Source organism: Kribbella sp. NPDC004536 (genome assembly GCF_042873835.1).
Lineage (GTDB): Bacteria > Actinomycetota > Actinomycetes > Propionibacteriales > Kribbellaceae > Kribbella.
Window position 1 is genome coordinate 2023604 of sequence record NZ_JBIALY010000002.1, and the last position, 21558, is coordinate 2045161.

The window sequence follows — 21558 nt, forward strand, 5'->3', positions numbered from 1 at the left end:
TCCCATCTTCCCAGCCGGGCGGTCCCCCAACCACCCACAGGCCCTGAAATTCACTTGCTGAGACTGATAGGCCGGTCGGTATGACCTGGCAGCCCGAATCCGACTGGACACCACTCACCGCCGGCACCGGTCAGGCGACCGGCGGGGTGTGGCGTGCGCCGTCCGGGACGGTGGTGAAGCGGCTGGTGCCTGGTGTTGCCGATCCGCGTCACCACGCCTATTGGGAACGGCAGGCCCTGGTGGCCGAGTCGGGTGTCGTTGCTCGTACGGCGGGGGTGCGGGCGCCCCGGTTCCTGGGGCTGGAACGGGACGCCGGCGGGATCACGCTGCGGATGGCGGAGGTGGCGCCGGTCATGTGGGCTCCGGAGGCGTTGGCTGCGGCTCTGGGGCGGTTCGCGGCGTGTTCCGTGGCTGAGCCTGCCTGGGGTGCCCGGGACGTACTCCGCGACCGTCTGAAGACCGTGGAACGCCGCGGCGGCTGGTCCTCGCTGGGCGCCCACCCGACGATCGAGCAGCTTTGGAGACGCCGGGAAACCGCCCTGGACCTGCTGGACGCGCTCCCGCAGGTCCCGACCCACGGCGACGCCCACCCAGCCAACCTCCTCGGCCGCGACGCCGACACCGCGATCGCCATCGACTGGGAGCAGTTCGGCCTGGGCCCCATCGGCTTCGACCTGGGATACCTGCTGCTGGCGACGCAGGCCTCGCTCGATGACCTGGTAGCGGCATACGGAGGTGGGCGGTGTGGGGCGGTTCTGGTGGCGGCGTACACCGGGGTGTCTCGGGCGGCTTGGGCTGTGGGGCGGGTGGGGGCGGGCGAGCACCTGGAGCGGTTGGGGTGGTTGGTGGGGGTGGTGGAGGAGGCGGTTGATTACGTGTCGTGAGGGGGAGGTGATCCTTCGGAGTGGTAGACCTGCGCGATGCGATGGGTACCTGGGGACGGCTGGGTCTTGCTGGCGCCGGCGAAGGGGGTGGCGCACGGTGGGGTGTGGCGGACTCCGGACGGGACCGTGGTCAAGCGGCTGGTGCCGGGAGACGAGCGGCCGGGGCGGTACGGGTACTGGCGGCGGCAGGCCGAGGTGGCTAGTAGCGGCGTACTCGAATGGACCAAGGGGCTGCGGGCACCGCGAGCCGTGAAGGTCGAGACCGATCCGGACGGGATCACGCTCTGGACCGAGGGTGTCGTACCGGGTCCTGTCTCGGTGGACGAGGCCGCGGCGGCGCTCGGGCGGTTCGGGCTGAATCGGGTCGAGCCGGCGAACTGGTTCGCGCGGCGGATCCTGCGCGACCGGCTGGACGACGACGCCGCGCACGGTGGTTGGGCCGGCTGCGCGACCGCCGACGTACTGCCGGCCGACGTACGGCGACTGTGCGGCGAGCTGTGGACGCGCCGGACGGACGTCCTGCGGGAGCTCGACCGGCTGCCGCACCAGCTCGTGCACGGCGACATCCACCCGCCGAACCTCCTCCGCCGTGACGGCGACGACCTGATCGCAGTGGACTTCGACCAGTTCGGCATCGGCCCCCTCGGCTTCGACCTCGGCTACCTCCTGCAGTCCACCCGCGCACCGATCGCCGAACTCGTCGCGGCTTATCAGGCGGGCAGTTCAGAGGCGTGGTCGGCGGCAGACGTACGACGAGGCGCCGTCCTGACGGCAGCGATCACGCTGGTCGCCCGGGCCGCCTGGGCGCTCACCCAGCCCGACCCAGGCGAGCACCTCGAACGCCTGGTCGCTCAGACACCGATCGTCGACGAGGCCGTCCGCCACGCGTCGTACAAGGCCGAGTAGCTGCCGAACCGGGCAGTCGTCGCCTCGGTCAGAACGCCCACCAGCACCGACGACGGCTCAGGCAACAGAAGTACCGGGCGGTGGCGGTCTCGACGCCGTACGAGACGTTGCCGGAGTGCTGGGTGGTGAAGCGGGTGAAGATGGTGCCTAACTGGTCGAGGTACGTGGCGGGGAGGACGTCGATCGCGCCGGGGAACATCCCGCCGACCCTAGTGGAGGAACACCATGGCACTCAGCGATTTTCCGCGGTACCCGTTGCTGTTCGGGCCGAGCCCGGTGCATCCGTTGGAGCGACTCAGCGGGTACCTCGGCGGCGCGAAGATCTGGGCGAAGCGCGAGGACTGCAACTCGGGGCTCGCGTACGGCGGGAACAAGACGCGCAAGCTCGAGTACCTCGTTCCGGAGGCGATCGCGCAGGGCGCCGATACGCTCGTGTCGATCGGCGGCTACCAGTCGAACCACACCCGCCAGGTCGCGGCGGTCGCGGCGAAGCTGGGGATGAAGGCGGTGCTGGTGCAGGAGAAGTGGGTCGACTGGCCGGACGCGCTGAACGACCGGGTCGGGAACATCCTGCTCAGCCGGATCATGGGCGCCGAGGTACGACTCGACCCGGCCGGGTTCGGGATCGGGTTCAAGGACAGCTGGAAGCAGGCGCTGGCGGACGTGGAGGCGCGCGGCGGTACGCCGTACGCGATCCCGGCCGGCGCGTCCGACCACCGGCTCGGCGGGCTCGGGTTCGCGAACTGGGCGTACGAGGTCGAGCAGCAGGAGCAGGAACTCGGCGTCTTCTTCGACACGATCGTGGTCTGCTCGGTGACCGGCTCGACGCACGCCGGGATGATCGCGGGGTTCGCGGGCCAGGACCGCCCGCGCCGGGTGATCGGCATCGACGCCAGCGCCAAACTCGAGGAGACCCGCGACCAGGTGGCGCGGATCGCCCGCAACACCGCGGAGCTGATCGGCCTCGGCCGGGACCTCCGCGACGACGAGATCACGGTCCTCGAAGGCTGGGCGGGCGACGAGTACGGCGTACCGGTCGAGTCCACCCTCGACGCGATCCGGATCAGCGGTCAGCTCGAGGCGATGATCATCGACCCCGTGTACGAAGGGAAGTCGATGGCCGGCCTGATCGACCTGATCCGTACCGGCGACATCCCGAAGGACTCGAACGTCCTGTACGCGCACCTCGGCGGCCAGCCCGCCCTGAACGCGTACAGCAGCCTGTTCACGCAGACGCAGCCGATCTGATCACCAGCCGCCGGCGAAGAACATCTCGAGACCGTGCAGCGGGTGCGCCGCGGTGGTCGCATTCGCCACCACGACCACCGCGAGCGCCAGCGCCAGCACCGGTACGAACACGCCGTATCCGGCGAGTACCCGGCGCGCACGCCCCTCCGCGCGGCTGAACCACCGCCACAACAGCACGGCCAGTACGACGAGCCCCGCGACCACGATCGCGCCCTCGACCGCCATGACCGCGTGGAACAGCACGTAATCGCTCGTGATCATGTCGAGCGGCCCCGACTGCTGCCCCGCGGCCAGTTGCTGCCTGACCTGACCCAGTGTGTCGTCCAGCGGCCCGGCTGATGATCCGAACAACATCGGCAACAACGACCCGAACGGCGCCGCCGTCCCGTGAACGTTCGCCATCACCGCCGCGAGCGACACCACCGCCAACGCGGTCGCGACCACCCCACCCGCCGCCAACCCGACAGCCCGAAGCCCCCGCGTCCGCACGAACGCCCGCCAGACCATCACCCCGAGCACGATCAACACAACCAGCAACGCGGCCGCCAGCACCCCCTTGGCAATGTGGTACCGAAACCAGTAGTCCACCACCCGCTGCATCCCCGGCTCGAAGCCCCGCTCCCCCGAACCCCAGTACGTCACGAACTCACCGCGAAACGTACCGGCGAGCCGCCGCTCGCCGTTCAGGTCGGCCGGTGCCCCGAGGCCCGGAACCACGACGAACGCGACGATCAACCCCACCGCCAGCAAGGCAAGCCTCTTCATGTGGCTGAACCTAGACGTCGGCAGGACCCCGAACCACCACGCCGGGGCGACCCCTGAGGTAGCGCTCGCGCTACCCGATTCCAGGTCCGACGAGGGTGCCGACGAAGTAGGTGAGGCCGGCTGCGGCGGCGCCTAGGAGGAGTTGGCGGAGGCCGGAGTACCACCAGGTGCGGCTGGTGACGCGGGAGACGACGGCGCCGCAGACGAAGAGTGCCGTGAGGGACAGGATGAGGGCCGGGACGACGCTGCCGGCGCCGAGCAGGTACGGCGCGAGCGGGATGAAGGCGCCGACGGCGAAGCAGACGAAGGAGGAGGCTGCGGCGATCACGGGGTTCGGGAGGTCGCCGGGGTCGATGCCTAGTTCTTCGCGGACGTGTTCTTCGAGGGCCTGTTCCGGGTCGGCGTGGAACTGCTTGGCGACCTTGCTGGCCAGGTCTGGGTCGAGGCCTTTGGCCCGGTACGTCTCGGCGAGTTCGATCTCCTCGTCGATCGGGTGTTTCTTGATCTCGGCGCGCTCGACCTCGATCTCGGCGCGCGCGAGTTCGCGCTGGGAGGCGACGGAGGTGTACTCGCCCGCCGCCATCGAGAACGCGCCCGCCGCCAGGCCGGCGAGTCCGGCCAGGACGATCAGCTTGGAGCCCGAGTTCGTACCGCCGTCCATGCCGGCGATCAGCGCGAAGTTCGAGACCAGGCCGTCCATCGCGCCGAACACCGCTGGGCGCAGCCAGCCGCCGTTCACATCACGGTGCCGGTGGTCTCCGTGATGCTCCGGCGAGACTGCAGGTGTTTCGCTCACTTCAACCGCGGGCCGGTGTGGTGCGTGGGGCCCGGAGTGTCCGGTTGCGCCTCGGCAGCCGGCCCCCCAGCCGGCTCCGCCGAGGCGGTTGGCCGGTCAGCCCCAGTTTCTGTGGTGGGGGTCCCGGGCGCGTCGTCCGTCTCCTCGTCGGCCGTGAGCGGGCTGTCGGTGTCCGGGCTGGTTGCGGGCTTGGGGTCGCCGGCGGCGGGGCCGGTGGTGATGTCTTCCTGGCCGGGGCGGGTGCGGGCGCTGATGACGAAGGCGACCACTGCGAGGACGAACAGGATGATTGCGGTCCAGACGTTCAGCCGGAGGCCGAGGAAGTGGTTCACGGTGTCGATGCGCATGTTCTCGATCCACGCGCGACCCGCGGTGTACGCGGCGACGTACAGGAAGAACGCCCGCCCATGACCGAGCTTGAAGCGCCGGTCGACAATCAGCAGCAGCCCGACCACACCGAGGTTCCAGACGGCCTCGTACAGGAACGTCGGATGGAAGGTCGCGAAGTCGGCGTACCCGACCGGGCGGTGCTCCGGCGAGATCTCCAGGCCCCACGGCTTGGTGGTCGGCCGGCCGAACAGTTCCTGGTTGAAGTAGTTCCCGAACCGGCCGAAGATCTGCGCCAGCGCAATCCCCGGCGCCATCGCGTCCGCGACCGCCAGGAACGGCACCTTGGCGCGCCGGCAGGCGATCCACGCCCCGAGCGCGCCGAACCCGACCGCACCCCAGATCCCGAGTCCGCCGTGCCAGATCTTCAGCGCGTCGATCGGGTGCTTGCCGGCGCCGAAGTACAGCTCGGCGTCGGTGACCACGTGGTAGATCCGCGCGCCGACCAGGCCGAACGGGATCGCCCAGAACATGATGTCGGCCAGCACCGGCGCGGAACCGCCGCGGGCCACCCAGCGGCGGCGGCCGAGCCAGTAGCCGGCGAAGATGCCGGCCAGGATGCACAGCGCGTACGCACGGATCGGCAGGCCGAGGACGTGCCAGACGCCCTGGCTCGGGCTGGGGATGAACGCCGGCACACCCACGGCAAGACTCAGACTAGACATGGCAAGGGGGAACGCTACTCGACCTGCCAGGGCACGGCCACAAACGCCCACGAATGCATGGTCACGATGCAGCCTCAGCCACGGCCTTCTGCAGGCCTTCAGGAGTCAGCTGGTCGGTCGGCAGTTGCTTGCCGTTCACGTACGCGGTCGGCGTCCCGGTCACTCCGCGGTCGTCGGCGGCCTTGCCGACGGACTCCAGCCAGCTCGCGTACGTGTTGTCCTGCAACGCCTGCTGGTACTTGGCGTCGCCGACGCCGAGTTGCTTGCCGAGCTCGATCAGCTGGTCCGAGGTCCAGGACTTCGAGAAGTCGCCGTACAGCTCGTCGGCGAAGCTCAGCGCTTTGCCGTTCGCGGCCGCGGCGGCGAACGCGTTCGCCAGCCGGGGCGAGGAGTCCGGGTTCACGAACTGCAACGGCCAGTACGTCAGCGTCGCCGTACCGTCCTCGACGAGCTTGTCGACGGTCGCGCCGCTGTCCTTCTCGAACTCCGCGCAGTGCGGGCAGCGGAAGTCCAGGTACAGGTCGATGTTCACCTTCGCGCCGGCCTTTCCGACCGTGACGCCCTTTCCAGACGTGCCCGGGCCGGTGATGACAGCCGGTTCGGTCCGGCCGTTCGAGTTCACCTCGACCTTGGAGTGCCCGCGGTAGTACTGCACGCCGACGCCGCCGGCCAGCGCCAGTACCAGGACGATCACCACCACGATGCCGGGTGAGATCCGGCGCTTCGGCTGCTGCAACAGGGGGTTGGTGCTGCTCACGACGCGGTGACTCCTTGTGCTTCGGATACGACGGCGAACTTACTGGCGGGGTACAGCCACAGCCAGCCGGCCAACGCCAGCAGGCCGGCATCGCGCAGGATCTCCTGCAGGTACTTTGTCTGCCCCGGCGCGACCTGACCGCCGCCACCGAAGCAGCCGCAGTCGATCGACAGCCCTCGCGCCCACGCGGACGCCACCGCGACGATGAACACGATCATGAAAACACCCGCGGCCGCGGCGGAGGCCCGGACACCGAAGCCGACGACCAACAGCAACCCGATCGCGATCTCCAGGAACGGCAGGCCCCACCCGACCGGCTCGACCAGCGCCGACGGCAACAGTTCGTACGCGCGAACCGCCTGCGCCGCCGTCGCCGGGTCGCTCACCTTCAACGCGCCCGCGACCAGCATCACCGCTCCGAGCACGAGCCGCGCGACCAACGACACCCAGGGGAACCAGTTCCTCACTGGTTGTCCTCGACCAGCTTTCCGAAGTCGTGCGCGAGGTCGCCGATCGCGGCGTTCGACAACCAGATCACGTTCGCCTTGTCGTTCTTGCCGAAACCGATCACCTGCGCTCCGTGACCGACCTCGTACCCGCCCGACGGCAGCTTCTGCATCCCCTCGACCGGTACGCCGACCGCCTTCGCGATGTCCTTGATCGACGTCAGCGAGCCGGTCAGCCCGACGAACGACGGGTCGAACCGGTCCAGGTACTTGCGGATCACCGGCCCGGTGTCCCGGGCCGGGTCGGTGGTGATGAACAGCAGCTGAATCTGGTCCTGCACGGACTTGTCGAGCTTGGTCAACGCGGACGCGACATCGGCCATCACGGTCGGGCACACGTCCGGGCAGTTCGTGTACCCGAAGAACACCAGCGTGACCGGCTTCTTGGTCGACGTGACCAGGTTGAACGGATTCCCGTCGGTGTCGGTCAAGGTGGCCGCGGGCATCGAGTACGGCCGGTCGAGCGTCGCACCGCGGATCCCGTTCGGATCCTGGCTGCTCCGGATGATCGCCCCGCCGGGGTTGTCCGCCTTCTGCTGATTGCCACTGCAGCCCGCGAGGGCGAGCAGAGCCACCGCCGCCAAGAGCAGGGCAGCGTTCCTGGTTCGACTCACGGCAGCTCTAACGAACGGAGAAGGCGCGGGGTTCCCGGCGGACGCCTGCGGAGAGGTCCTCCGCCAGCGCGCGGACACCGGCTGGGCCGTTGTCGCCGAGGGCACGCACCAGTGCCGCGCCGACGATCACCGCGTCCGCGAACGCGCCGACGCCGGCCGCCTGGTCACCGTTGGAGATGCCCAGGCCGACGCCGACCGGTAGACCGGTCACGGCGTGCGTCCGGGCGACCAGCGGCGCCGCCAGGTCCGACGGCTTGTCCCGCGCGCCGGTGACACCCATCACAGCGGTCGCGTACACGAAACCGCGGCAGTTCGCCGTGGTCATCGCGATCCGCTCGTCGGTCGACGACGGCGAGACCAGGAACACCTTGTCCAGTTCGTGCTTGTCGGCGGCCGCGATCCACTCCGCGCCCTCGTCCGGGATCAGGTCGGGCGTGATCAGCCCCGCTCCCCCGGCGGCGGCGAAGTCCGCTGTGAAACGGTCCACGCCGTACCGCTCGATCGGGTTCCAGTACGTCATCACGAGCACCGGCACGTCGGAGTACGCCGCGAGTTTCTCGACCGTGCTGAGCACGTCCCGGGTCCGCAGCCCGCCGGCGAGCGCGATCTCGGTGGCCCGCTGGATCGTCACGCCGTCCATCACCGGGTCGCTGTACGGCAGGCCGAGCTCGATCACGTCGGCACCGCCGTCGACGAGCGCCTTCAGCCCGTCGAGCGCGCCGTCGTAGGTCGGGAAACCGGCCGGCAGGTACCCGATGACGGCCGCCCGGCCCTCGTCGTTCGCCTTCCGGATCGCGGCCCCGGCGTTGCCCAGGGCAAGTTCGCTCATTCCCCGGATCCCTTCTCGCCCAGCCCGAACCAGGTCGCGGCCGTGTCCATGTCCTTGTCCCCACGACCGGAGAGGTTCACCAGGATGGTTGCCTCAGGCCCCAGTTCGCGAGCGATGTCCAGTGCGCCCGCGACCGCGTGCGCGGACTCGATCGCCGGGATGATGCCCTCGGTCCGGGACAGCAGCCGGAACGCGTCCATCGCCTCGGCGTCGGTGATCGGCCGATACGAGGCCCGCCCGGTCTCGGCCAGCCACGCGTGCTCCGGGCCGACGCCCGGGTAGTCCAGTCCGGCCGAGATCGAGTGCGACTCGATCGTCTGCCCGTCGTCGTCCTGCAGCAGGAACGACCGCGCACCGTGCAGTACACCGACCTGCCCCGCGGTGATCGTCGCCGCGTGCCGGCCGGTCTCGAAGCCGTCGCCGCCCGGCTCGATGCCGTACAGCTTCACGTCCTCGTCACCGATGAAGGCGGTGAACAGGCCGATCGCGTTCGAACCGCCGCCGACGGAGGCGACCGCGGCGTCCGGGAGCTTGCCGGTCAGCGCGAGCGTCTGCTCGCGGGCCTCGTCGCCGATACCGCGGACGAAGTCGCGCACCATCGCCGGGAACGGGTGCGAACCGGCCGCCGTACCGAGGATGTAGTGCGTCTTGTCGACGCTGGCGACCCAGTCGCGGAGCGCGTCGTTGATCGCGTCCTTCAGCGTCCGGCTGCCGGTCTTGACCGCGATCACCTCGGCGCCGAGCAGCTTCATCCGGGCCACGTTCAGCGCCTGCCGCTCGGTGTCGACCTCGCCCATGTAGACCACGCACTCGAGGCCGAGGTACGCACAGGCGGTCGCGGTCGCGACACCGTGCTGGCCGGCGCCGGTCTCGGCGATCACCCGCGGCTTGCCCATCCGCTTGGTCAGCAGCGCCTGGCCGATCGCGTTGCGGATCTTGTGCGCGCCGGTGTGGTTCAGGTCCTCGCGCTTCAGCAGGATCCGCGCACCGGCCACGTCCGACAGCCGGGTCGCGTCGTACAGCAGGCTCGGGGCGCCGATGTAGTCGCGCAGCATCCGCTCGAACTCACCGGTGAACTCCGGGTCCGCCATGGCGTCGCGCCAGGCCTGGGTGAGTTCGTCGAGCGGCGCGATCAGCGCCTCCGGCATGAACCTGCCGCCGAAACGGCCGAAGTGCCCGAACTGGTCGGGCAGCACAGTACTCATCCGACAAAACCTTCCAGACCCGGCCCGTACGGCGCGGGAGAGTTGCTGTCCCGGGTGCCGTTTGGACCGGCCCGGATGTGCTAGTGCCGCTGCTGGATGGCGGGGTGCGATCCGGCGGCGACGAGGTCGGCGACCGAGGCGCGGGGATCGCGGCCGGTCACCAGGGTTTCACCGACGAGGACGACATCGGCCCCGGCGCGCGCGAACTCGATTACATCATGCGGGCCGCGGACACCGGACTCCGCCACCCGGACCAGCTCGGTCGGGATCGTCGGCGCGACCCGGGCGAAGGTGTCCCGGTCGACCTCGAGGGTCTTCAGGTTCCGGTTGTTCACGCCGATGAGCTGGGCGCCGGCGTCCACCGCACGCCGCGTCTCCTCCTCGTCGTGCACCTCGACCAGCGGGCACAGGCCGATCGACTGGGCCCGCTCGATCAGCGAGACCAGCGCCTCCTGCTCCAGCGCCGCCGCGATCAGCAGCACCATGTCGGCGCCGGCCGCCCGCGCCTCCCAGAGCTGGTACGACGAGACGATGAAGTCCTTGCGCAGCACGGGCACGTCGACCCGGCCGCGGACCGCCCGCAGATCGTCCAGGCTGCCGTTGAACCGGCGCTCCTCGGTCAGCACCGAGATCGCCGCGGCGCCACCGAGCTCGTACTCCCCGGCGAGTGCGGCCGGGTCGGTGATCTCGGCCAGCTCGCCCTTGGACGGGCTGGACCGCTTCACCTCCGCGATCACCGCGATCCCGTCGCCACGGAACACCGGCATCGGGTCCTTGGCGTCAGGCTTGCGCTGGGCCTCGAGCTTCAGGTCGTCCAGGCTGACCCGCGCCTGGCGCTCCGCGAGGTCCTCCCGGACCCCCGCGAGAATGTCGTCAAGCACAGTCATGTCCGTCCGCCCTTCAGTGGTGGCCGTCGGTCGGGACCCCGAAGCCCAGCAGCTGCAGCACCTTGCCGGCCAGCGCACCGAGCACCGCGATACCGACAGAGATCCAGAACAGCACCCAGTTCGGGCCGAGCACCATCGCGATGGCACCGATCGTGAAAGCGACCAGCACGATCGCCACCGCGGTCCACGCCGCCGGGCTGTTGCCGTGCAGATCGTGCGGAGCTTCCTCCTCGACCCGGCTTGCCCCTTGATCCGCCACCGTATTGTCCATAGTTGGCGCCACTCCTCCTCTGTGTCCGTCCTATTGTGGCGGTAGCCCGCCGCGATCAGAGAGTCGGGTCCTCCCCGGCGTCGATCGCCTTCCACTGATCGGCCGGTGCGGCGGCCGGATCACGCTCGTACCGCTGCGTAGCCCGCCGCCACCGCTGCGCGGTCAGTACGGTCAGCAATCCCGCCACGACCAGCGCGATCCCTCCCGCGAGCGCCAGCCACGGCGCGGGCCCGAGCGTCTGGGTCACCTGGTTGGCGAGCACGTCACTCAGTTCAGGCCTCAGCCTGCTCAGTTCAGGGCCATCAGGACGGACCGTCAAGGCAACGACGACCGCAGCCACTCCGAGCAGCACCACCAGAGCGCCCAGAACTCTCCGTAAAACTGTTCCGCCGAGCTTCATCACCACGACAGCGACCACCGCGGCGAGCGCCAGCGTCACGGGCGCCTTGGTGATCGTGTAGCCGTTGAGGTGGACGTCCACGCGTCCGTTCCCAGGATTCGCGGACACCCAGGTCAGGTAGCCGGACAGTCCGAGCAGCACGAGCGCCACCAGGGCGAGCAGGTCGACCAGTCGTTGGGGCTTCATACTTCCCTCATATGTCACTGAACGTTCCCGCGACCGCGATCGCGTTCAGTACGGCGGCCGCCTTGGTGCGGCACTCCGCGTCCTCCGCGGCCGGGTCCGAGTCGGCCACGATTCCGGCGCCGGCCTGGACGTACGCAGTACCGCCCCGGAGCACCGCGGTCCGGATCGCGATCGCGGTGTCGGCGTCGCCGGCGAAGTCCAGGTAGCCGACCACGCCGCCGTACACGCCGCGCCGGGTGACCTCGAGCTTGTCGATGATCTCCATCGCCCGCGGCTTCGGTGCCCCGGACAACGTTCCGGCCGGGAACGCCGCCGTGAGCGCGTCGAACGCCGTCATCCCGGCCTTCAGCTGACCGGTGACGGTGGACTCCAGGTGCATCACGTGGCTGTAGCGGCGGACATCCATGAAGTCGACCACCTCGACCGTGCCCGGCGCGCAGACCTTGCCGACGTCGTTGCGGCCGAGGTCGACCAGCATCAGGTGCTCGGCGCGCTCCTTCACGTCCGCGCGCAGCTCCTCCTCCAGCGCGTGGTCCTCCTCCGGCGTCGCGCCGCGGCGGCGGGTGCCGGCGATCGGGTGCAGGATCACCTTGTTCTCGGTGACCTTGACCAGGGCCTCGGGGCTGGAGCCGACGATGTCGAAGCCGTCCAGGCGGACCAGGTACATGTACGGGCTGGGGTTGGACCTGCGGAGCACCCGGTAGATGTCGAGGGCGCTCGCCGAACTCTGCAGCTCGAACCGCTGCGAGACGACGATCTGGAACGCCTCGCCCGCGCGGATCTCCTCCTTGGCGTGCTCGACGGCCTGCCGGTACTCCGCGCTGGACCGCTGCCGGTGCGGGTCGGGCTGCGCCTGCCGGTCGGCGCGGACGACGTACGACGGGGTGGGCCGGGCGAGGTCGCGCTCCATCGCGTCCAGGCGGCGGACGGCGTCCGCGTACGCCTCGTCGACGCGTTCGTCGGAGTCGTCCCAGTTGACCGCGTTCGCGATCAGCCAGATCTCGCCGGTCTCGTGGTCGAGCGCGGCCAGGTCGGTCGCGAACAGGAACGTCAGCTCGGGCAGGCCGAGGTCGTCGGTCGTTGTGTCGGGCAACCGCTCCAGCCGCCGGACGGCGTCGTACCCGAGGAAGCCGACCATGCCGCCGGTCAGCGGAGGCAGGTCCGGCAACCGGGGGGTGTGCAGGATCTCGAGGGTCTCGCGGAGCGCCCGCAGCGGGTCACCGGTCTGCGGGAGGCCGACCGGCGGGTTGCCGGTCCAGACGGCCTGGCCGCCCTGTTCGGTCAGCGTCGCTGCGGAGCGGACGCCGATGAACGAGTACCTGCTCCAGACGCCGCCGTTCTCGGCCGACTCCAGCAGGAAGGTGCCCTCGCGCTCGGCGGCGAGCTTGCCGTACACGCCGATCGGGGTTTCGGCGTCGGCGAGCAGCCGGCGGGTGACCGGGATGACCCGGCGGTCCTTCGCGTACTCGCGGAACGTCTCCAGCTCCGGTGCCGTCACGCCGCCACCTCGATCTCACCGTGCTCGAAGCAGCTCCGGGTGCCGGTGTGGCAGGCCGGCCCTTCCTGGTCGACGAGTACCAGCAGCGTGTCCGCGTCGCAGTCGACGAGCACCTGCTTGACGTGCTGACGATGGCCGCTGGTCTCGCCCTTGACCCAGTACTCCTGCCGGCTCCGCGACCAGAACGTACTCCGCCCGGTCGCCGCGGTCCGGCGTACTGCTTCGGCGTTCATCCAGCCCACCATCAGGACCTCGCGCGTGTCGTACTGCTGCACCACCGCCGGGATCAGCCCAGCCGCATCGAAGGTCAACTCGTCGATGTTCACCCGCCTATTGTCTCCGATAACGACGAGTGCCCCGACCACGGGAGGCCGCAGTGGCCCGGTCCGATCGACGCCGCCGACCTCAGCACGCTCGTCCGGGACGCCGACGGTGGCCGAGCACCTGGTGGTGCAGGCCGGTGCGGCCGTCGGGTACGACGAGTTGGCCGAACTGGATGTGCTCGGTGTCCTGCGGCGGGTGGTGGACACGTTTGCGGTCCCGAGAGCGAGTTACGAGCAGGCCTGACAGGATGGCGGGATGACTACTGGTGAGGCGCGGGTTCGGGCGGTGCTGGCGGAGCATCCGGTGATCGACGGGCACAACGATCTGCCGATTGCGTTCTACGAGTTGTGTGGGTACGACCTGGACGCTCACGACCTGGCCGGGTCGGTTCCGGAGCTGAACACGGACCTGCCGCGGTTGCGGGCGGGGCGGGTCGGGGGTCAGTTCTGGTCGTTGTGGGTGCCGCAGGACGAGCACGCCGTACGGCGGACGTTCGAGCAGCTGGATTTCGTCCGGCGGCTGGTGCAGCGGTTCCCGGACGACCTGCAGCTCGCGGACACCGCCGACGACGTGGAGTCGGCGATCAAGGCGGGGAAGGTCGCCTCGTTGATGGGCATGGAGGGCGGCCACTCGATCGGTGAGTCACTCGGCGTGCTGCGGGTGACGCGGGCGCTCGGCGTGCGGTACATGACGCTGACGCACAACCACAACGTGTCCTGGGCCGACTCGGCGACCGACGAGCCGGTGCTCGGCGGGCTGAACGAGTTCGGCGAGGAGGTCGTCCGGGAGATGAACCGGATCGGCATGCTCGTCGACCTGTCGCACGTCTCCGCCGACACCATGCGGCACGCGCTCCGGGTGACGAGCGCGCCGGCGATCTTCAGCCACTCGTCGTCCCGCGCGGTCTGCGACGTACCGCGGAACGCACCCGACGACGTGCTCGAGACGCTCGCCGCGAACGACGGCGTCTGCATGGTCACCTTCGTCCCGTACTTCGTCTCCCAGCAGTACGTCGACTGGGTCGCCGGTGCCCGCGCCGCCGCCAAGGACCAGGGCCTGGACCCGCTGCGGCCCGAGAACCAGGCGAAGCTCGCCGAGCTGTACGGCAAGCCGAAGCCCGAGGTCACCCTGGCCGACGTCGTCCAGCACGTCGAGCACGTCCGCGAGGTGGCCGGCATCGACCACATCGGCGTCGGCGGCGACTACGACGGCTGCCCGGAGTTCCCGGTCGAGCTGCCCGACGTCGCGTCGTACCCGGTGCTGTTCGAGGCGCTGGCCGACCGCGGCTGGAGCGACGAGGACCTCGGGAAGCTTGCCGGCGGCAACATCCTCCGAGTCCTCCGGGCCGCGGACGACGTCGCGGTCTAACCCTCGCGGTACTGCGACCGGATCTCGTCCAGCGGCTGCATTCCGGCGGCCTGGTACGTGGCGATCGCACCGACGTTCGTGCCCGGGGTGACTGTGTAGACGCTGGACGAGCCCAGCTCCCGCAGCGCCCGCGCACAGGCGAGGACCATCGCGGTGCCGTACCCGCGGCCGCGGTGCAGATTGTGGACGCCCATCGGCTCGATGTAGCCGGGGCGTCCCTCCCCGGCCGACCACACGGTCGCCGCGGCCACCGACTCGCCGAGCTTGTTCCGCAGCACGAGACACTGCGCATCCGCGTACGGGATCCCGTCCGACATCGCGAACCACCGCTCGTCGGTGAACGTCGACCCGTCGAACGAGGCCCGCTGGACGGCGGTCCGCTCGTGTGCCTCCTCCGCGCCGATCACGTCGACCCGCGCGCCGGGGTCCGGCACCGGGTCGGCCAGGTCGCGGCGGATCGGCACCCACGGCGCGTCCGCGTTCCAGCCGTCCTTGAACAGCAGGTCCTGGACCAGCGCGCCCATCGGCGTCTCCACATACACCTTGCCCTCGACGAGTACACCGGGGACGTCGGCCACGATCTGCCGCGCCAGCTCCTCGTCGCGCTGGAGTTCCGGTGCGATCGACATCCGCAGCCAGTCCGGCTCGTCGAGCATCCCGATCGCGACGATCTTCCCGTCCCGCCGCCAGACCCGGGTCGCGGCCGCGGTCCGCTCGATCCCGAACCGCCAGAACCACCCCAGGTCCCCCGGATGCAGCTGCAACGGCACCCCCTCCCGGGTCCACTCCCGCAACACCTGCACCACATCGCCCAGCCCGTCGGCCCCCGGAGTACTCAACGCAATCGCCATGCCACTGATCACACACCATCGGACGGACAGTCCGCACACAGGTTTGTGATTCGGCGGGGCGGGCACGGGGCGGGGGCTATGACAACCGACGGATGGAGTGGGCTGTGCTGACCCTGACTGAGAACGCGACGCTGGTGATCAAGAGCATCACCGGGGTCGAGGGCGCGCCGGACGGGGCCGGGGTTCGGATCTCGCAGGAGAACCCGGCGGATCCGGCGCTCGCGGTGACCACGACCGAGGCTCCGCAACCAGGTGACCAGGTCGTCGAGGAGGCGGGTGCCCGGGTCTTCCTCGAGCAGAACGCCGCGAACGCGCTCGACGACAAGATCCTGGACGCCGCGGTCGACGACAAGGGCGGTGTCGAGTTCCTGCTGGTGCCGCAACCCGGGCCGAGCAACGGAGCCGCACCGACACCCTGATCCCGTACCGAAGAACGGGTAGTACTGGCCGTCCTCGCCCGCCGGCAGGTCACGCTGAGCGTGACCGCACCTCCCGGCGGGGAGGACTACCCGTTCTTCGGTACCTCACACCGCGCTGCGCTGGGCGATCCAGCTGTCGTGCAGGCGGGTGTAGACGCCGCCTGCGCCGACCAACTCCGCGTGCGGACCGCGTTCCACGATCGCGCCCTCGTCGAACACGAGCACCTCGTCCGCGGCCTCCGCGGTGGACAGGCGGTGCGCGATGGTGACCGACGTACGGCCGGCCATCAGTCGCTCGAGCGCCGCGTTCACGCGGACCTCTGTGCCGGGGTCGACGGCTGACGTCGCCTCGTCCAGCACGAGCAGGTCGGGGTCCGCGATGTTCGCGCGGACCAGTGCGACCAGCTGCCGCTCCCCGGCCGACAACGACTCGCCGCGCTGACCCACCGGCGACTCCAGCCCGTCCGGCAGCGACTCCAGCCAGTCGGTCAGCCCGAGCGCCTCGAACGCGGCCAGCAGCTGCGCGTCGGTCACCTCCGGCCGCCCGAACCGCACGTTGTCGGCCAGCGACGCGTCGAACAGGTACCCGTCCTGCGGCACCATCACCACCCGCTCCCGCAACGACTCGAACGAGATCTCCCGCGCGTTCACCCCGTCCAGCCGGACCGCGCCGGACGTCGGGTCCATCAACCGGGTGAGCAGCTTCGCGAACGTCGTCTTGCCCGACCCGGTCTCCCCCACGACCGCGACCCGCCGATGCGGCGCGATCCGTACGTCGACGTCGCGCAGCACCAGTTCCCCTTCTGGATAAGCGAAATCGACGTCGTCGAACTCCACCGTGATCGGCCCGCGGGCCTGCTTCACGCCCTCGTCGCCCGGGTCCGCGACGTCGGCCGGCGTCGCGATCACGCCGAGCACCCGCCGCCAGCCGGCGAACGCGCTCTGCGCGTCGGTCAGCACCTGCGTCGCGATCTGCACCGGGTCGGAGAACAGCGACACCAGGAACATGAACGCGAGCAGCTCGCCCAGCGTCGCCTTGCCGTCGACGCCGAGCAGTACGCCGACCGTCAGCACGCCCGCGTTCGCGAGACCGGCGGCCAGACCGCCGATCGAGAACGTCAGACCGGTGATCGCCTGCGCCTTGGTCGCGGTCTTGCGGTAGTCCTCGATCGAGGCGTCGATGCGGTCCTGGGTGCGCTGCTCGATCGCGTACGAGCGGACCACCTGCGCGCCGACGACCGGCTCCGAGATCGCCGACAGCATCTCGCCGACCTTGGCCCGGACGATCCCGTACGCCTTCGACATCGCGCGCTGCAGGTACTTCAGGCTGGCGAACAGCGGGACGAAGCAGACCAGTACGACCAGCGCGAGCTGCCAGGAGTAGAAGAACATCACGATCGTCGCGAGGAGCATCTGCCCGAGGCTGACCAGGAAGATGAACCCGCCGAACTGCAGGAACTGCGACACCGTGTCGACGTCTGACGTGACCCGGCTCACCAGCGCGCCACGCCGCTCGGTGCTCTGGGTCAGCACCGGCAGGTCGTGGACGTGCCGGAACGCCTTGATCCGCATCGTCGCCAGGCCGTGCTCGGAGTTGACCGCCAGCCGTACGGTCGTCAGGTACGACGCGCCGGCGGTCAGGATCACGCCGAGCGCGCACACCAGGCACATCCAGGCGACGTACGACATGTCCGGACCCTTCGGCCCGGACAGCCCCTTGTCGATGGTCTGCTGGACAGCGATCGGTACGACGATCCGCCCGGCGGTCATCGTCAGCGCGAGGATCCCGGTCAGCCACCACCCGCGCGCCAACTCGGGCGAGACCTTCAAACCGTCACGAAGGGTCTGCAGTCCGCCCGCGTTGTCGCCGTGGTCAAGCCGGCTCGCTTCCGCCGCACTCACGCTGATACCTCTTCCTGCTCCTCGGCGCGGCGTTCCGCGTCCTTCTCGTAGGCGTCGACCAGGTCCCGGTACGCGGGGGTCGACGCCTGCAGTTCGGTGTGGGTGCCGTGCGCCTGGATCCGGCCCTCGTCCAGGAACAGCACCTCGTCGGCGAGCGAGATCGTCGCCTTCCGGTACGCGATCACCAGCACGGTCGTCGCCGCGCCGGAGTCCTCCTGTACGGCCGACCGCAATCCGGCCAGGATGCGCGCCTCCACCTGCGGGTCGACCGCGCTGGTCGCGTCGTCGAGGATCAGCAGCCGCGGCCGGCGGACCAGCGCGCGGGCGAGTGCGATCCGCTGCCGCTGCCCGCCGGACAGGGTCGTACCGCGTTCGCCGACCTTGGTGTCGAGCCCGTCCGAGAGCGCCTTCACGAACCCGTCGCCCTGCGCGATCCGCAGCGCGTCCCACACGTCGTCGTCGGTGTAGTCGCCACCGAGGGTGATGTTGCCGCGGATCGTGTCGTCGAACAGGAACGCGGTCTGGGCGACCAGCGCGACCGATCCGGCCAGCTCGTCGCGGGCGAGCTCGCGCAGGTCGATCCCGTCGACCTGCACCGCACCCTGCTCCGGGTCGACCAGCCGGGTCAGCAGCGTGGTCATCGTCGACTTCCCGGACCCGGTCGGTCCGACGACCGCGACGGTCCGCCCCGGCTCGACGGTGAAGTCCACCCCGGCCAGTACGTCACGCTCCGGGAGGTACCCGAACCGCACGCCCGCCACCTGCAACCGGGCCGCTGAAGCCGACGTCAGCCGCGCCTGGCCGTACTCCATCCCGCCCTCGGCGGTCAGTACGCGCTGCACCCGGTCCCAGCCGACGACCGAGCGCGGGAGCTCGCCGAGCACCCAGCCGAGCGCGCGGATCGGGAACCCGATCAGCGTGAACAAGAACGCGACCTGGACGACATCACCCGCGTCCGCGCCGCCCGACTTCACCCGGCCGACCCCGACCAGCAGCACGGCGAGTACGCCCAGCCGCGGCAGGCCGTCGATCACCGGGTCGAACATGCCCCGGGCCTTGTTCACCGCGATGTTCGCGTCCCGGAGCGCGTACGTCGGCTCGCGGAACCGCTCGGTCTCGGCCGCCTCCCGGCCGAGCGTCTTCACCACCAGCGCGCCGTCGAACGACTCGTGCGCGACCTCGGACACGTCCGCGCGGAGCTGCTGCGCGCGGGTCGCGAGCGGCTGCAGGTAGCGCTGGAAGATCACGTTCGCGACGAACACCAGCGGGAACACCAGGCAGCCGACCAGCGCCAGCCAGACGTCCGCGGCGAACATCGCGATCGTCGCGAACACCAGCATCGCGATCACGCCGATCGCCATCGGCAGCGGCGCGATCACGAACCAGGTCGACTCCACGTCGGCGTTCGCGTTCGACAGCAACATGCCGGTCGAGTGCTGGTGGTGCCACTCGAGCGGGAGCTTGAGGTACTGCCGGGTGACGCGGCGGCGGTACGTCGCCTGTAGCCGGAACTGCATCACGCCGGCCCCGAGCCGGCGCCCGACGACCCCGATCGCGTTCAGGATCGCGATGCCCATGAACAACGAGATCAGCGCCGCGATCGCGCCGCCGCTGACGTCACCGCGCTCGAACGCGGGCCGGATCAGGTGGTCGGTGGACCAGCCGAGCGCCCAGCCGCCGGCCACGGTCATGCCGCCGTACAGCATGCTGGCGAGCACGGCGAACGCGAAGATGCCCGGCTCCTCCCAGATCGCGACCCGCAGCACCCCGAAACCTCTCCGGGTGACACTGCCCTTGTCTGGGACTCTCGGGACAGGCAAGACAACGCTCCAGGGCAGTCAGGTGCATAAACCAGGCATGGGAATGACAACGATTGACATTCTGCCACTAGGCGCGGACAACTACGATCGAGTTGTGACCGACTACAGCCGGGTAGAACGACTCGCTCTGTGTGAACTGTTCGACCAGGTCGGACCCGCCGCCCCGACGTTGTGCGAGGGCTGGGACGCGTACGACCTCGCCGTCCATCTGTACGTCCGGGAGGCCGATCCGATGGCCGGGCCGGGGCTGGTGATCTCCGCGCTGGCCGACACCACCGAGCGGCGGATGAAACGGGCGAAACAGCGCTACGGGTTCGCCGAGGTGGTCGACAAGGTCCGCAACGGCCCGCCGCGGGCGTCGCTGTTCGCAGTCCCGAAGCTCGGCGCGCAGATCAACACCGCGGAGTACTTCATCCACCACGAGGACGTCCGCCGCGCCCAGCCGTCGTACGAGGTCCGCACGCTGCCGGCCGGCCAGCAGGAAGGGTTGTGGAAGGGGATCAAGCTGGGTGCGAGGTCGATGGCCCGCAAGTCACCGACCGGCCTGGTGCTCGCGCGTCCGGACGGCACGAGCGTCGTCGCGAAGCAACCGACGACGCTCGGCTCGGTCACCGTGGAGGGCGAGCCCGCGGAGCTGACGTTGTTCTGCAGCGGGCGGCAGGCGGTGGCCGACGTACAACTGGACGGCGACGCGGAGTCTGTGGAACAGCTCCGCAATGCGTCATTCGGCCTGTGATTTCGAGCGCCGGCGGGCGCGCTGGATCAGGCTGCTCACCACGGTGGTCAGGATGACGAGCACGATCGCGGCCAGTACGCCCTGCCACGGCTCGTCGAAGAGCGCGTAGCCGAGCAGACCGATCGCCATGTAGACCGCCGCCCACAGCGACGACGCTGTCAGGTCGACGAGCGCGAACCGCTCCCACCGGTACCCGGCGAGGCCGGCGGCGAGCAGGACCGGGACGCGGCCGCCCGGGATCAGGCGGGACGTGAGCAGCACGCTGATCTCGTGTTCGGCCAGGCGTTCCTTGAGTGCCTCCAGCGAGGCGTTGTCGCGCAACCACCCGATCCGTTTGGCGAGCCGTTCGCCGCCGAACCGGCAGCCGGCGTACACGATCAGGTCCCCGGCGTACGCCCCCGCCGCGCCGGCGATCAGTACGCCGACCAGGCCGATCGGGTTGCTGTGCGAGGCCAGTACGGCACCCGCCGACACCGCCGCGCCCGTCGGCAGCACAGGCAGCACCGCCCCGATCAGCACCGCACCGGCCAACGCGAACAAGTACCAGACGTCGAACGTCGCATCGCCGGTCATGCGGGCACCTCGAGCGACTGACCGGGGACGAGGACCTCGACCTTCACCGCGGGGTCGGTCTCGGTCATCGCGGTCTTGAACCTCTCCCCAGGTGGCAGGAACAGCTCCGGCTTGATCCAGTCGCAGCCGATCGGCCAGAACGTCCCGAAATGTACCGGTACCGCGGTCGCCGCACCGACCCGCCGTACCGCTTCCGCGGCCCGCACCGGATCGAGGTGCCCGGGACCGAGCGACGGCCCCCACCCACCGACCGGTACGAGGGCGAGATCGACCTGCCCCGCCTCGGCCGCGAGACCGTCGTACAGGTCGGTGTCGCCGGCGAACCAGACGCTCGGCGAGCTGTCGATCCGGTAGCCGAGCGCCGGCGCGGAGTACGACGACCACGGCAGCCGCCGCCCGTCGTGGTGCGCGGTGACTGCGGTGATCTCGAGCGACCCGATCTTGATCTGGTTGCCCGGGGCAACCTCGATGCAGCGGTCCGAGTACAGCGGGCCGCTGTCGGCGTGGATCAGCTTCGCGGCCCCGCGCGGCACCACCAGCGCGGCGTCCGGCGAGACGAACGGCAACGAGGTCAGGTGCAGGTGGTCGGCGTGCAGGTGCGACACCAGGACCGCGTCACAGTCTCCCGCCTCCGGCGCCGGCATCGGGCCGCGGCGCCGGCGCAGGTGCGCGATCCGCGAGGTCAGCACCGGATCGGTCAGCAGTCGCGTACCGCTCGCCTCGATCGTGGTAGTGGCATGACCCCACCAGGTCACTCGCAA

Annotated in this window: 26 protein-coding genes; 7 read left to right on the forward strand and 19 right to left on the reverse strand. The window is 70.0% G+C overall.

Annotation, left to right across the window (positions count from 1 at the left end; genetic code table 11):
- The first annotated feature begins 80 nt into the window (after positions 1-80).
- Positions 81-884 (forward strand): phosphotransferase, encoded by an 804-nt coding sequence (locus ACFYRU_RS24450; protein ID WP_387662650.1) that lies wholly within the window; start codon positions 81-83, stop codon positions 882-884.
- A 36-nt stretch (positions 885-920) separates the two neighbouring features.
- Positions 921-1790 carry a phosphotransferase gene (locus ACFYRU_RS24455; RefSeq protein ID WP_387662652.1) on the forward strand — a complete coding sequence of 290 codons (870 nt, stop codon included), beginning with the start codon at positions 921-923 and terminating at the stop codon, positions 1788-1790.
- A gap of 28 nt (positions 1791-1818) precedes the next feature.
- Here ACFYRU_RS24455 and ACFYRU_RS24460 read toward each other — a convergent pair whose 3' ends face one another.
- The gene (locus ACFYRU_RS24460) at positions 1819-1989 is read right to left on the reverse strand and encodes a hypothetical protein (protein ID WP_387662653.1); all 171 of its coding nucleotides are present in this window, start codon (positions 1987-1989) and stop codon (positions 1819-1821) included.
- A gap of 26 nt (positions 1990-2015) precedes the next feature.
- Between ACFYRU_RS24460 and ACFYRU_RS24465 the strand changes: the two genes are divergently transcribed.
- Entirely contained in the window at positions 2016-3038 is a 1023-nt protein-coding gene (locus ACFYRU_RS24465; RefSeq protein WP_387662655.1) for a 1-aminocyclopropane-1-carboxylate deaminase, read from the forward strand.
- On the opposite strand, the gene ACFYRU_RS24470 is transcribed toward ACFYRU_RS24465, so the two are convergent.
- From ACFYRU_RS24470 to hisI, 13 genes are all read right to left on the reverse strand, one after another.
- Positions 3039-3803 carry a hypothetical protein gene (locus ACFYRU_RS24470; protein ID WP_387662656.1) on the reverse strand — a complete coding sequence of 255 codons (765 nt, stop codon included), beginning with the start codon at positions 3801-3803 and terminating at the stop codon, positions 3039-3041.
- A 70-nt stretch (positions 3804-3873) separates the two neighbouring features.
- A complete protein-coding gene (locus tag ACFYRU_RS24475; RefSeq protein ID WP_387662658.1) occupies positions 3874-4599 on the reverse strand; it encodes a VIT1/CCC1 transporter family protein in 726 nt (241 codons plus the stop codon).
- Complete coding sequence (lgt, locus tag ACFYRU_RS24480; RefSeq protein WP_387662660.1) at positions 4596-5651, reverse strand: prolipoprotein diacylglyceryl transferase; 1056 nt, start codon at positions 5649-5651, stop codon at positions 4596-4598. The genes ACFYRU_RS24475 and lgt overlap by 4 nt, the downstream gene beginning before the upstream one ends.
- 61 nt (positions 5652-5712) lie before the next feature.
- Positions 5713-6408 carry a DsbA family protein gene (locus ACFYRU_RS24485; protein ID WP_387662662.1) on the reverse strand — a complete coding sequence of 232 codons (696 nt, stop codon included), beginning with the start codon at positions 6406-6408 and terminating at the stop codon, positions 5713-5715.
- Positions 6405-6875 carry a DoxX family protein gene (locus ACFYRU_RS24490; RefSeq protein ID WP_387662664.1) on the reverse strand — a complete coding sequence of 157 codons (471 nt, stop codon included), beginning with the start codon at positions 6873-6875 and terminating at the stop codon, positions 6405-6407. The genes ACFYRU_RS24485 and ACFYRU_RS24490 overlap by 4 nt, the downstream gene beginning before the upstream one ends.
- Positions 6872-7528, reverse strand: coding sequence for an SCO family protein (locus ACFYRU_RS24495; RefSeq protein WP_387662666.1), 657 nt, complete (start codon positions 7526-7528; stop codon positions 6872-6874). The genes ACFYRU_RS24490 and ACFYRU_RS24495 overlap by 4 nt, the downstream gene beginning before the upstream one ends.
- 7 nt (positions 7529-7535) lie before the next feature.
- Positions 7536-8357 (reverse strand): tryptophan synthase subunit alpha, encoded by an 822-nt coding sequence (trpA, locus tag ACFYRU_RS24500; protein WP_387662668.1) that lies wholly within the window; start codon positions 8355-8357, stop codon positions 7536-7538.
- On the reverse strand, positions 8354-9562 hold the full coding sequence (trpB, locus tag ACFYRU_RS24505) for a tryptophan synthase subunit beta (RefSeq protein WP_387662670.1): 1209 nt from the start codon (positions 9560-9562) through the stop codon (positions 8354-8356). Before trpB ends, trpA begins: the two co-directional genes overlap by 4 nt.
- Positions 9563-9642: 80 nt before the next feature.
- The gene (gene trpC, locus ACFYRU_RS24510) at positions 9643-10449 is read right to left on the reverse strand and encodes an indole-3-glycerol phosphate synthase TrpC (protein WP_141862110.1); all 807 of its coding nucleotides are present in this window, start codon (positions 10447-10449) and stop codon (positions 9643-9645) included.
- Between the two features lie 13 nt (positions 10450-10462).
- Positions 10463-10708 carry an HGxxPAAW family protein gene (locus ACFYRU_RS24515; RefSeq protein WP_387662672.1) on the reverse strand — a complete coding sequence of 82 codons (246 nt, stop codon included), beginning with the start codon at positions 10706-10708 and terminating at the stop codon, positions 10463-10465.
- A gap of 67 nt (positions 10709-10775) precedes the next feature.
- Complete coding sequence (locus ACFYRU_RS24520; RefSeq protein WP_387662673.1) at positions 10776-11306, reverse strand: Trp biosynthesis-associated membrane protein; 531 nt, start codon at positions 11304-11306, stop codon at positions 10776-10778.
- A gap of 7 nt (positions 11307-11313) precedes the next feature.
- The gene (locus ACFYRU_RS24525; protein ID WP_387662674.1) at positions 11314-12804 is read right to left on the reverse strand and encodes an anthranilate synthase component I; all 1491 of its coding nucleotides are present in this window, start codon (positions 12802-12804) and stop codon (positions 11314-11316) included.
- Positions 12801-13130 (reverse strand): phosphoribosyl-AMP cyclohydrolase, encoded by a 330-nt coding sequence (gene hisI / locus ACFYRU_RS24530; protein WP_387662676.1) that lies wholly within the window; start codon positions 13128-13130, stop codon positions 12801-12803. The genes ACFYRU_RS24525 and hisI overlap by 4 nt, the downstream gene beginning before the upstream one ends.
- A 106-nt stretch (positions 13131-13236) precedes the next feature.
- Between hisI and ACFYRU_RS24535 the strand changes: the two genes are divergently transcribed.
- Both ACFYRU_RS24535 and ACFYRU_RS24540 read left to right on the forward strand, forming a co-directional pair.
- Complete coding sequence (locus ACFYRU_RS24535) at positions 13237-13371, forward strand: hypothetical protein (RefSeq protein WP_387662677.1); 135 nt, start codon at positions 13237-13239, stop codon at positions 13369-13371.
- Between the two features lie 12 nt (positions 13372-13383).
- Positions 13384-14496 carry a dipeptidase gene (locus tag ACFYRU_RS24540; RefSeq protein WP_387662679.1) on the forward strand — a complete coding sequence of 371 codons (1113 nt, stop codon included), beginning with the start codon at positions 13384-13386 and terminating at the stop codon, positions 14494-14496.
- Here ACFYRU_RS24540 and ACFYRU_RS24545 read toward each other — a convergent pair.
- Positions 14493-15347: a GNAT family N-acetyltransferase gene (locus tag ACFYRU_RS24545; RefSeq protein ID WP_387662681.1), complete on the reverse strand. Its 855-nt coding sequence runs from the start codon at positions 15345-15347 to the stop codon at positions 14493-14495. The two genes, ACFYRU_RS24540 and ACFYRU_RS24545, sit on opposite strands and share 4 nt — an antisense overlap.
- Before the next feature lie 104 nt (positions 15348-15451).
- On the opposite strand from ACFYRU_RS24545, the gene ACFYRU_RS24550 reads away from it, so the two are divergent.
- On the forward strand, positions 15452-15766 hold the full coding sequence (locus tag ACFYRU_RS24550) for a Fe-S cluster assembly protein HesB (protein WP_130379542.1): 315 nt from the start codon (positions 15452-15454) through the stop codon (positions 15764-15766).
- Positions 15767-15871: 105 nt separating this feature from the next.
- On the opposite strand, the gene ACFYRU_RS24555 is transcribed toward ACFYRU_RS24550, so the two are convergent.
- Positions 15872-17668 carry an ABC transporter ATP-binding protein gene (locus ACFYRU_RS24555; protein ID WP_387662683.1) on the reverse strand — a complete coding sequence of 599 codons (1797 nt, stop codon included), beginning with the start codon at positions 17666-17668 and terminating at the stop codon, positions 15872-15874.
- Positions 17665-19434: an ABC transporter ATP-binding protein gene (locus tag ACFYRU_RS24560; RefSeq protein WP_387662685.1), complete on the reverse strand. Its 1770-nt coding sequence runs from the start codon at positions 19432-19434 to the stop codon at positions 17665-17667. The genes ACFYRU_RS24555 and ACFYRU_RS24560 overlap by 4 nt, the downstream gene beginning before the upstream one ends.
- A 148-nt stretch (positions 19435-19582) precedes the next feature.
- On the opposite strand from ACFYRU_RS24560, the gene ACFYRU_RS24565 reads away from it, so the two are divergent.
- Positions 19583-20224 carry a TIGR03085 family metal-binding protein gene (locus ACFYRU_RS24565; protein WP_387662686.1) on the forward strand — a complete coding sequence of 214 codons (642 nt, stop codon included), beginning with the start codon at positions 19583-19585 and terminating at the stop codon, positions 20222-20224.
- Here ACFYRU_RS24565 and ACFYRU_RS24570 read toward each other — a convergent pair.
- Positions 20210-20797: a DedA family protein gene (locus ACFYRU_RS24570; RefSeq protein WP_387662687.1), complete on the reverse strand. Its 588-nt coding sequence runs from the start codon at positions 20795-20797 to the stop codon at positions 20210-20212. The genes ACFYRU_RS24565 and ACFYRU_RS24570 overlap by 15 nt on opposite strands.
- Complete coding sequence (locus tag ACFYRU_RS24575) at positions 20794-21552, reverse strand: MBL fold metallo-hydrolase (RefSeq protein WP_387662950.1); 759 nt, start codon at positions 21550-21552, stop codon at positions 20794-20796. The genes ACFYRU_RS24570 and ACFYRU_RS24575 overlap by 4 nt, the downstream gene beginning before the upstream one ends.
- Positions 21553-21558: the final 6 nt, after the last annotated feature.

Coding starts and splice junctions, on each gene's coding strand:
- ACFYRU_RS24520 (WP_387662673.1), bottom strand. CDS start 11,306: ATGAAGCCCCAACGACTGGTCGACCTGCTCGCCCTGGTGGCGCTCGTG.
- lgt (WP_387662660.1), bottom strand. CDS start 5,651: ATGTCTAGTCTGAGTCTTGCCGTGGGTGTGCCGGCGTTCATCCCCAGC.
- ACFYRU_RS24465 (WP_387662655.1), top strand. CDS start 2,016: ATGGCACTCAGCGATTTTCCGCGGTACCCGTTGCTGTTCGGGCCGAGC.
- trpA (WP_387662668.1), bottom strand. CDS start 8,357: ATGAGCGAACTTGCCCTGGGCAACGCCGGGGCCGCGATCCGGAAGGCG.
- ACFYRU_RS24540 (WP_387662679.1), top strand. CDS start 13,384: ATGACTACTGGTGAGGCGCGGGTTCGGGCGGTGCTGGCGGAGCATCCG.
- ACFYRU_RS24455 (WP_387662652.1), top strand. CDS start 921: ATGCGATGGGTACCTGGGGACGGCTGGGTCTTGCTGGCGCCGGCGAAG.
- ACFYRU_RS24545 (WP_387662681.1), bottom strand. CDS start 15,347: ATGGCGATTGCGTTGAGTACTCCGGGGGCCGACGGGCTGGGCGATGTG.
- ACFYRU_RS24470 (WP_387662656.1), bottom strand. CDS start 3,803: ATGAAGAGGCTTGCCTTGCTGGCGGTGGGGTTGATCGTCGCGTTCGTC.
- ACFYRU_RS24450 (WP_387662650.1), top strand. CDS start 81: ATGACCTGGCAGCCCGAATCCGACTGGACACCACTCACCGCCGGCACC.
- trpB (WP_387662670.1), bottom strand. CDS start 9,562: ATGAGTACTGTGCTGCCCGACCAGTTCGGGCACTTCGGCCGTTTCGGC.
- trpC (WP_141862110.1), bottom strand. CDS start 10,449: ATGACTGTGCTTGACGACATTCTCGCGGGGGTCCGGGAGGACCTCGCG.
- ACFYRU_RS24570 (WP_387662687.1), bottom strand. CDS start 20,797: ATGACCGGCGATGCGACGTTCGACGTCTGGTACTTGTTCGCGTTGGCC.
- ACFYRU_RS24460 (WP_387662653.1), bottom strand. CDS start 1,989: ATGTTCCCCGGCGCGATCGACGTCCTCCCCGCCACGTACCTCGACCAG.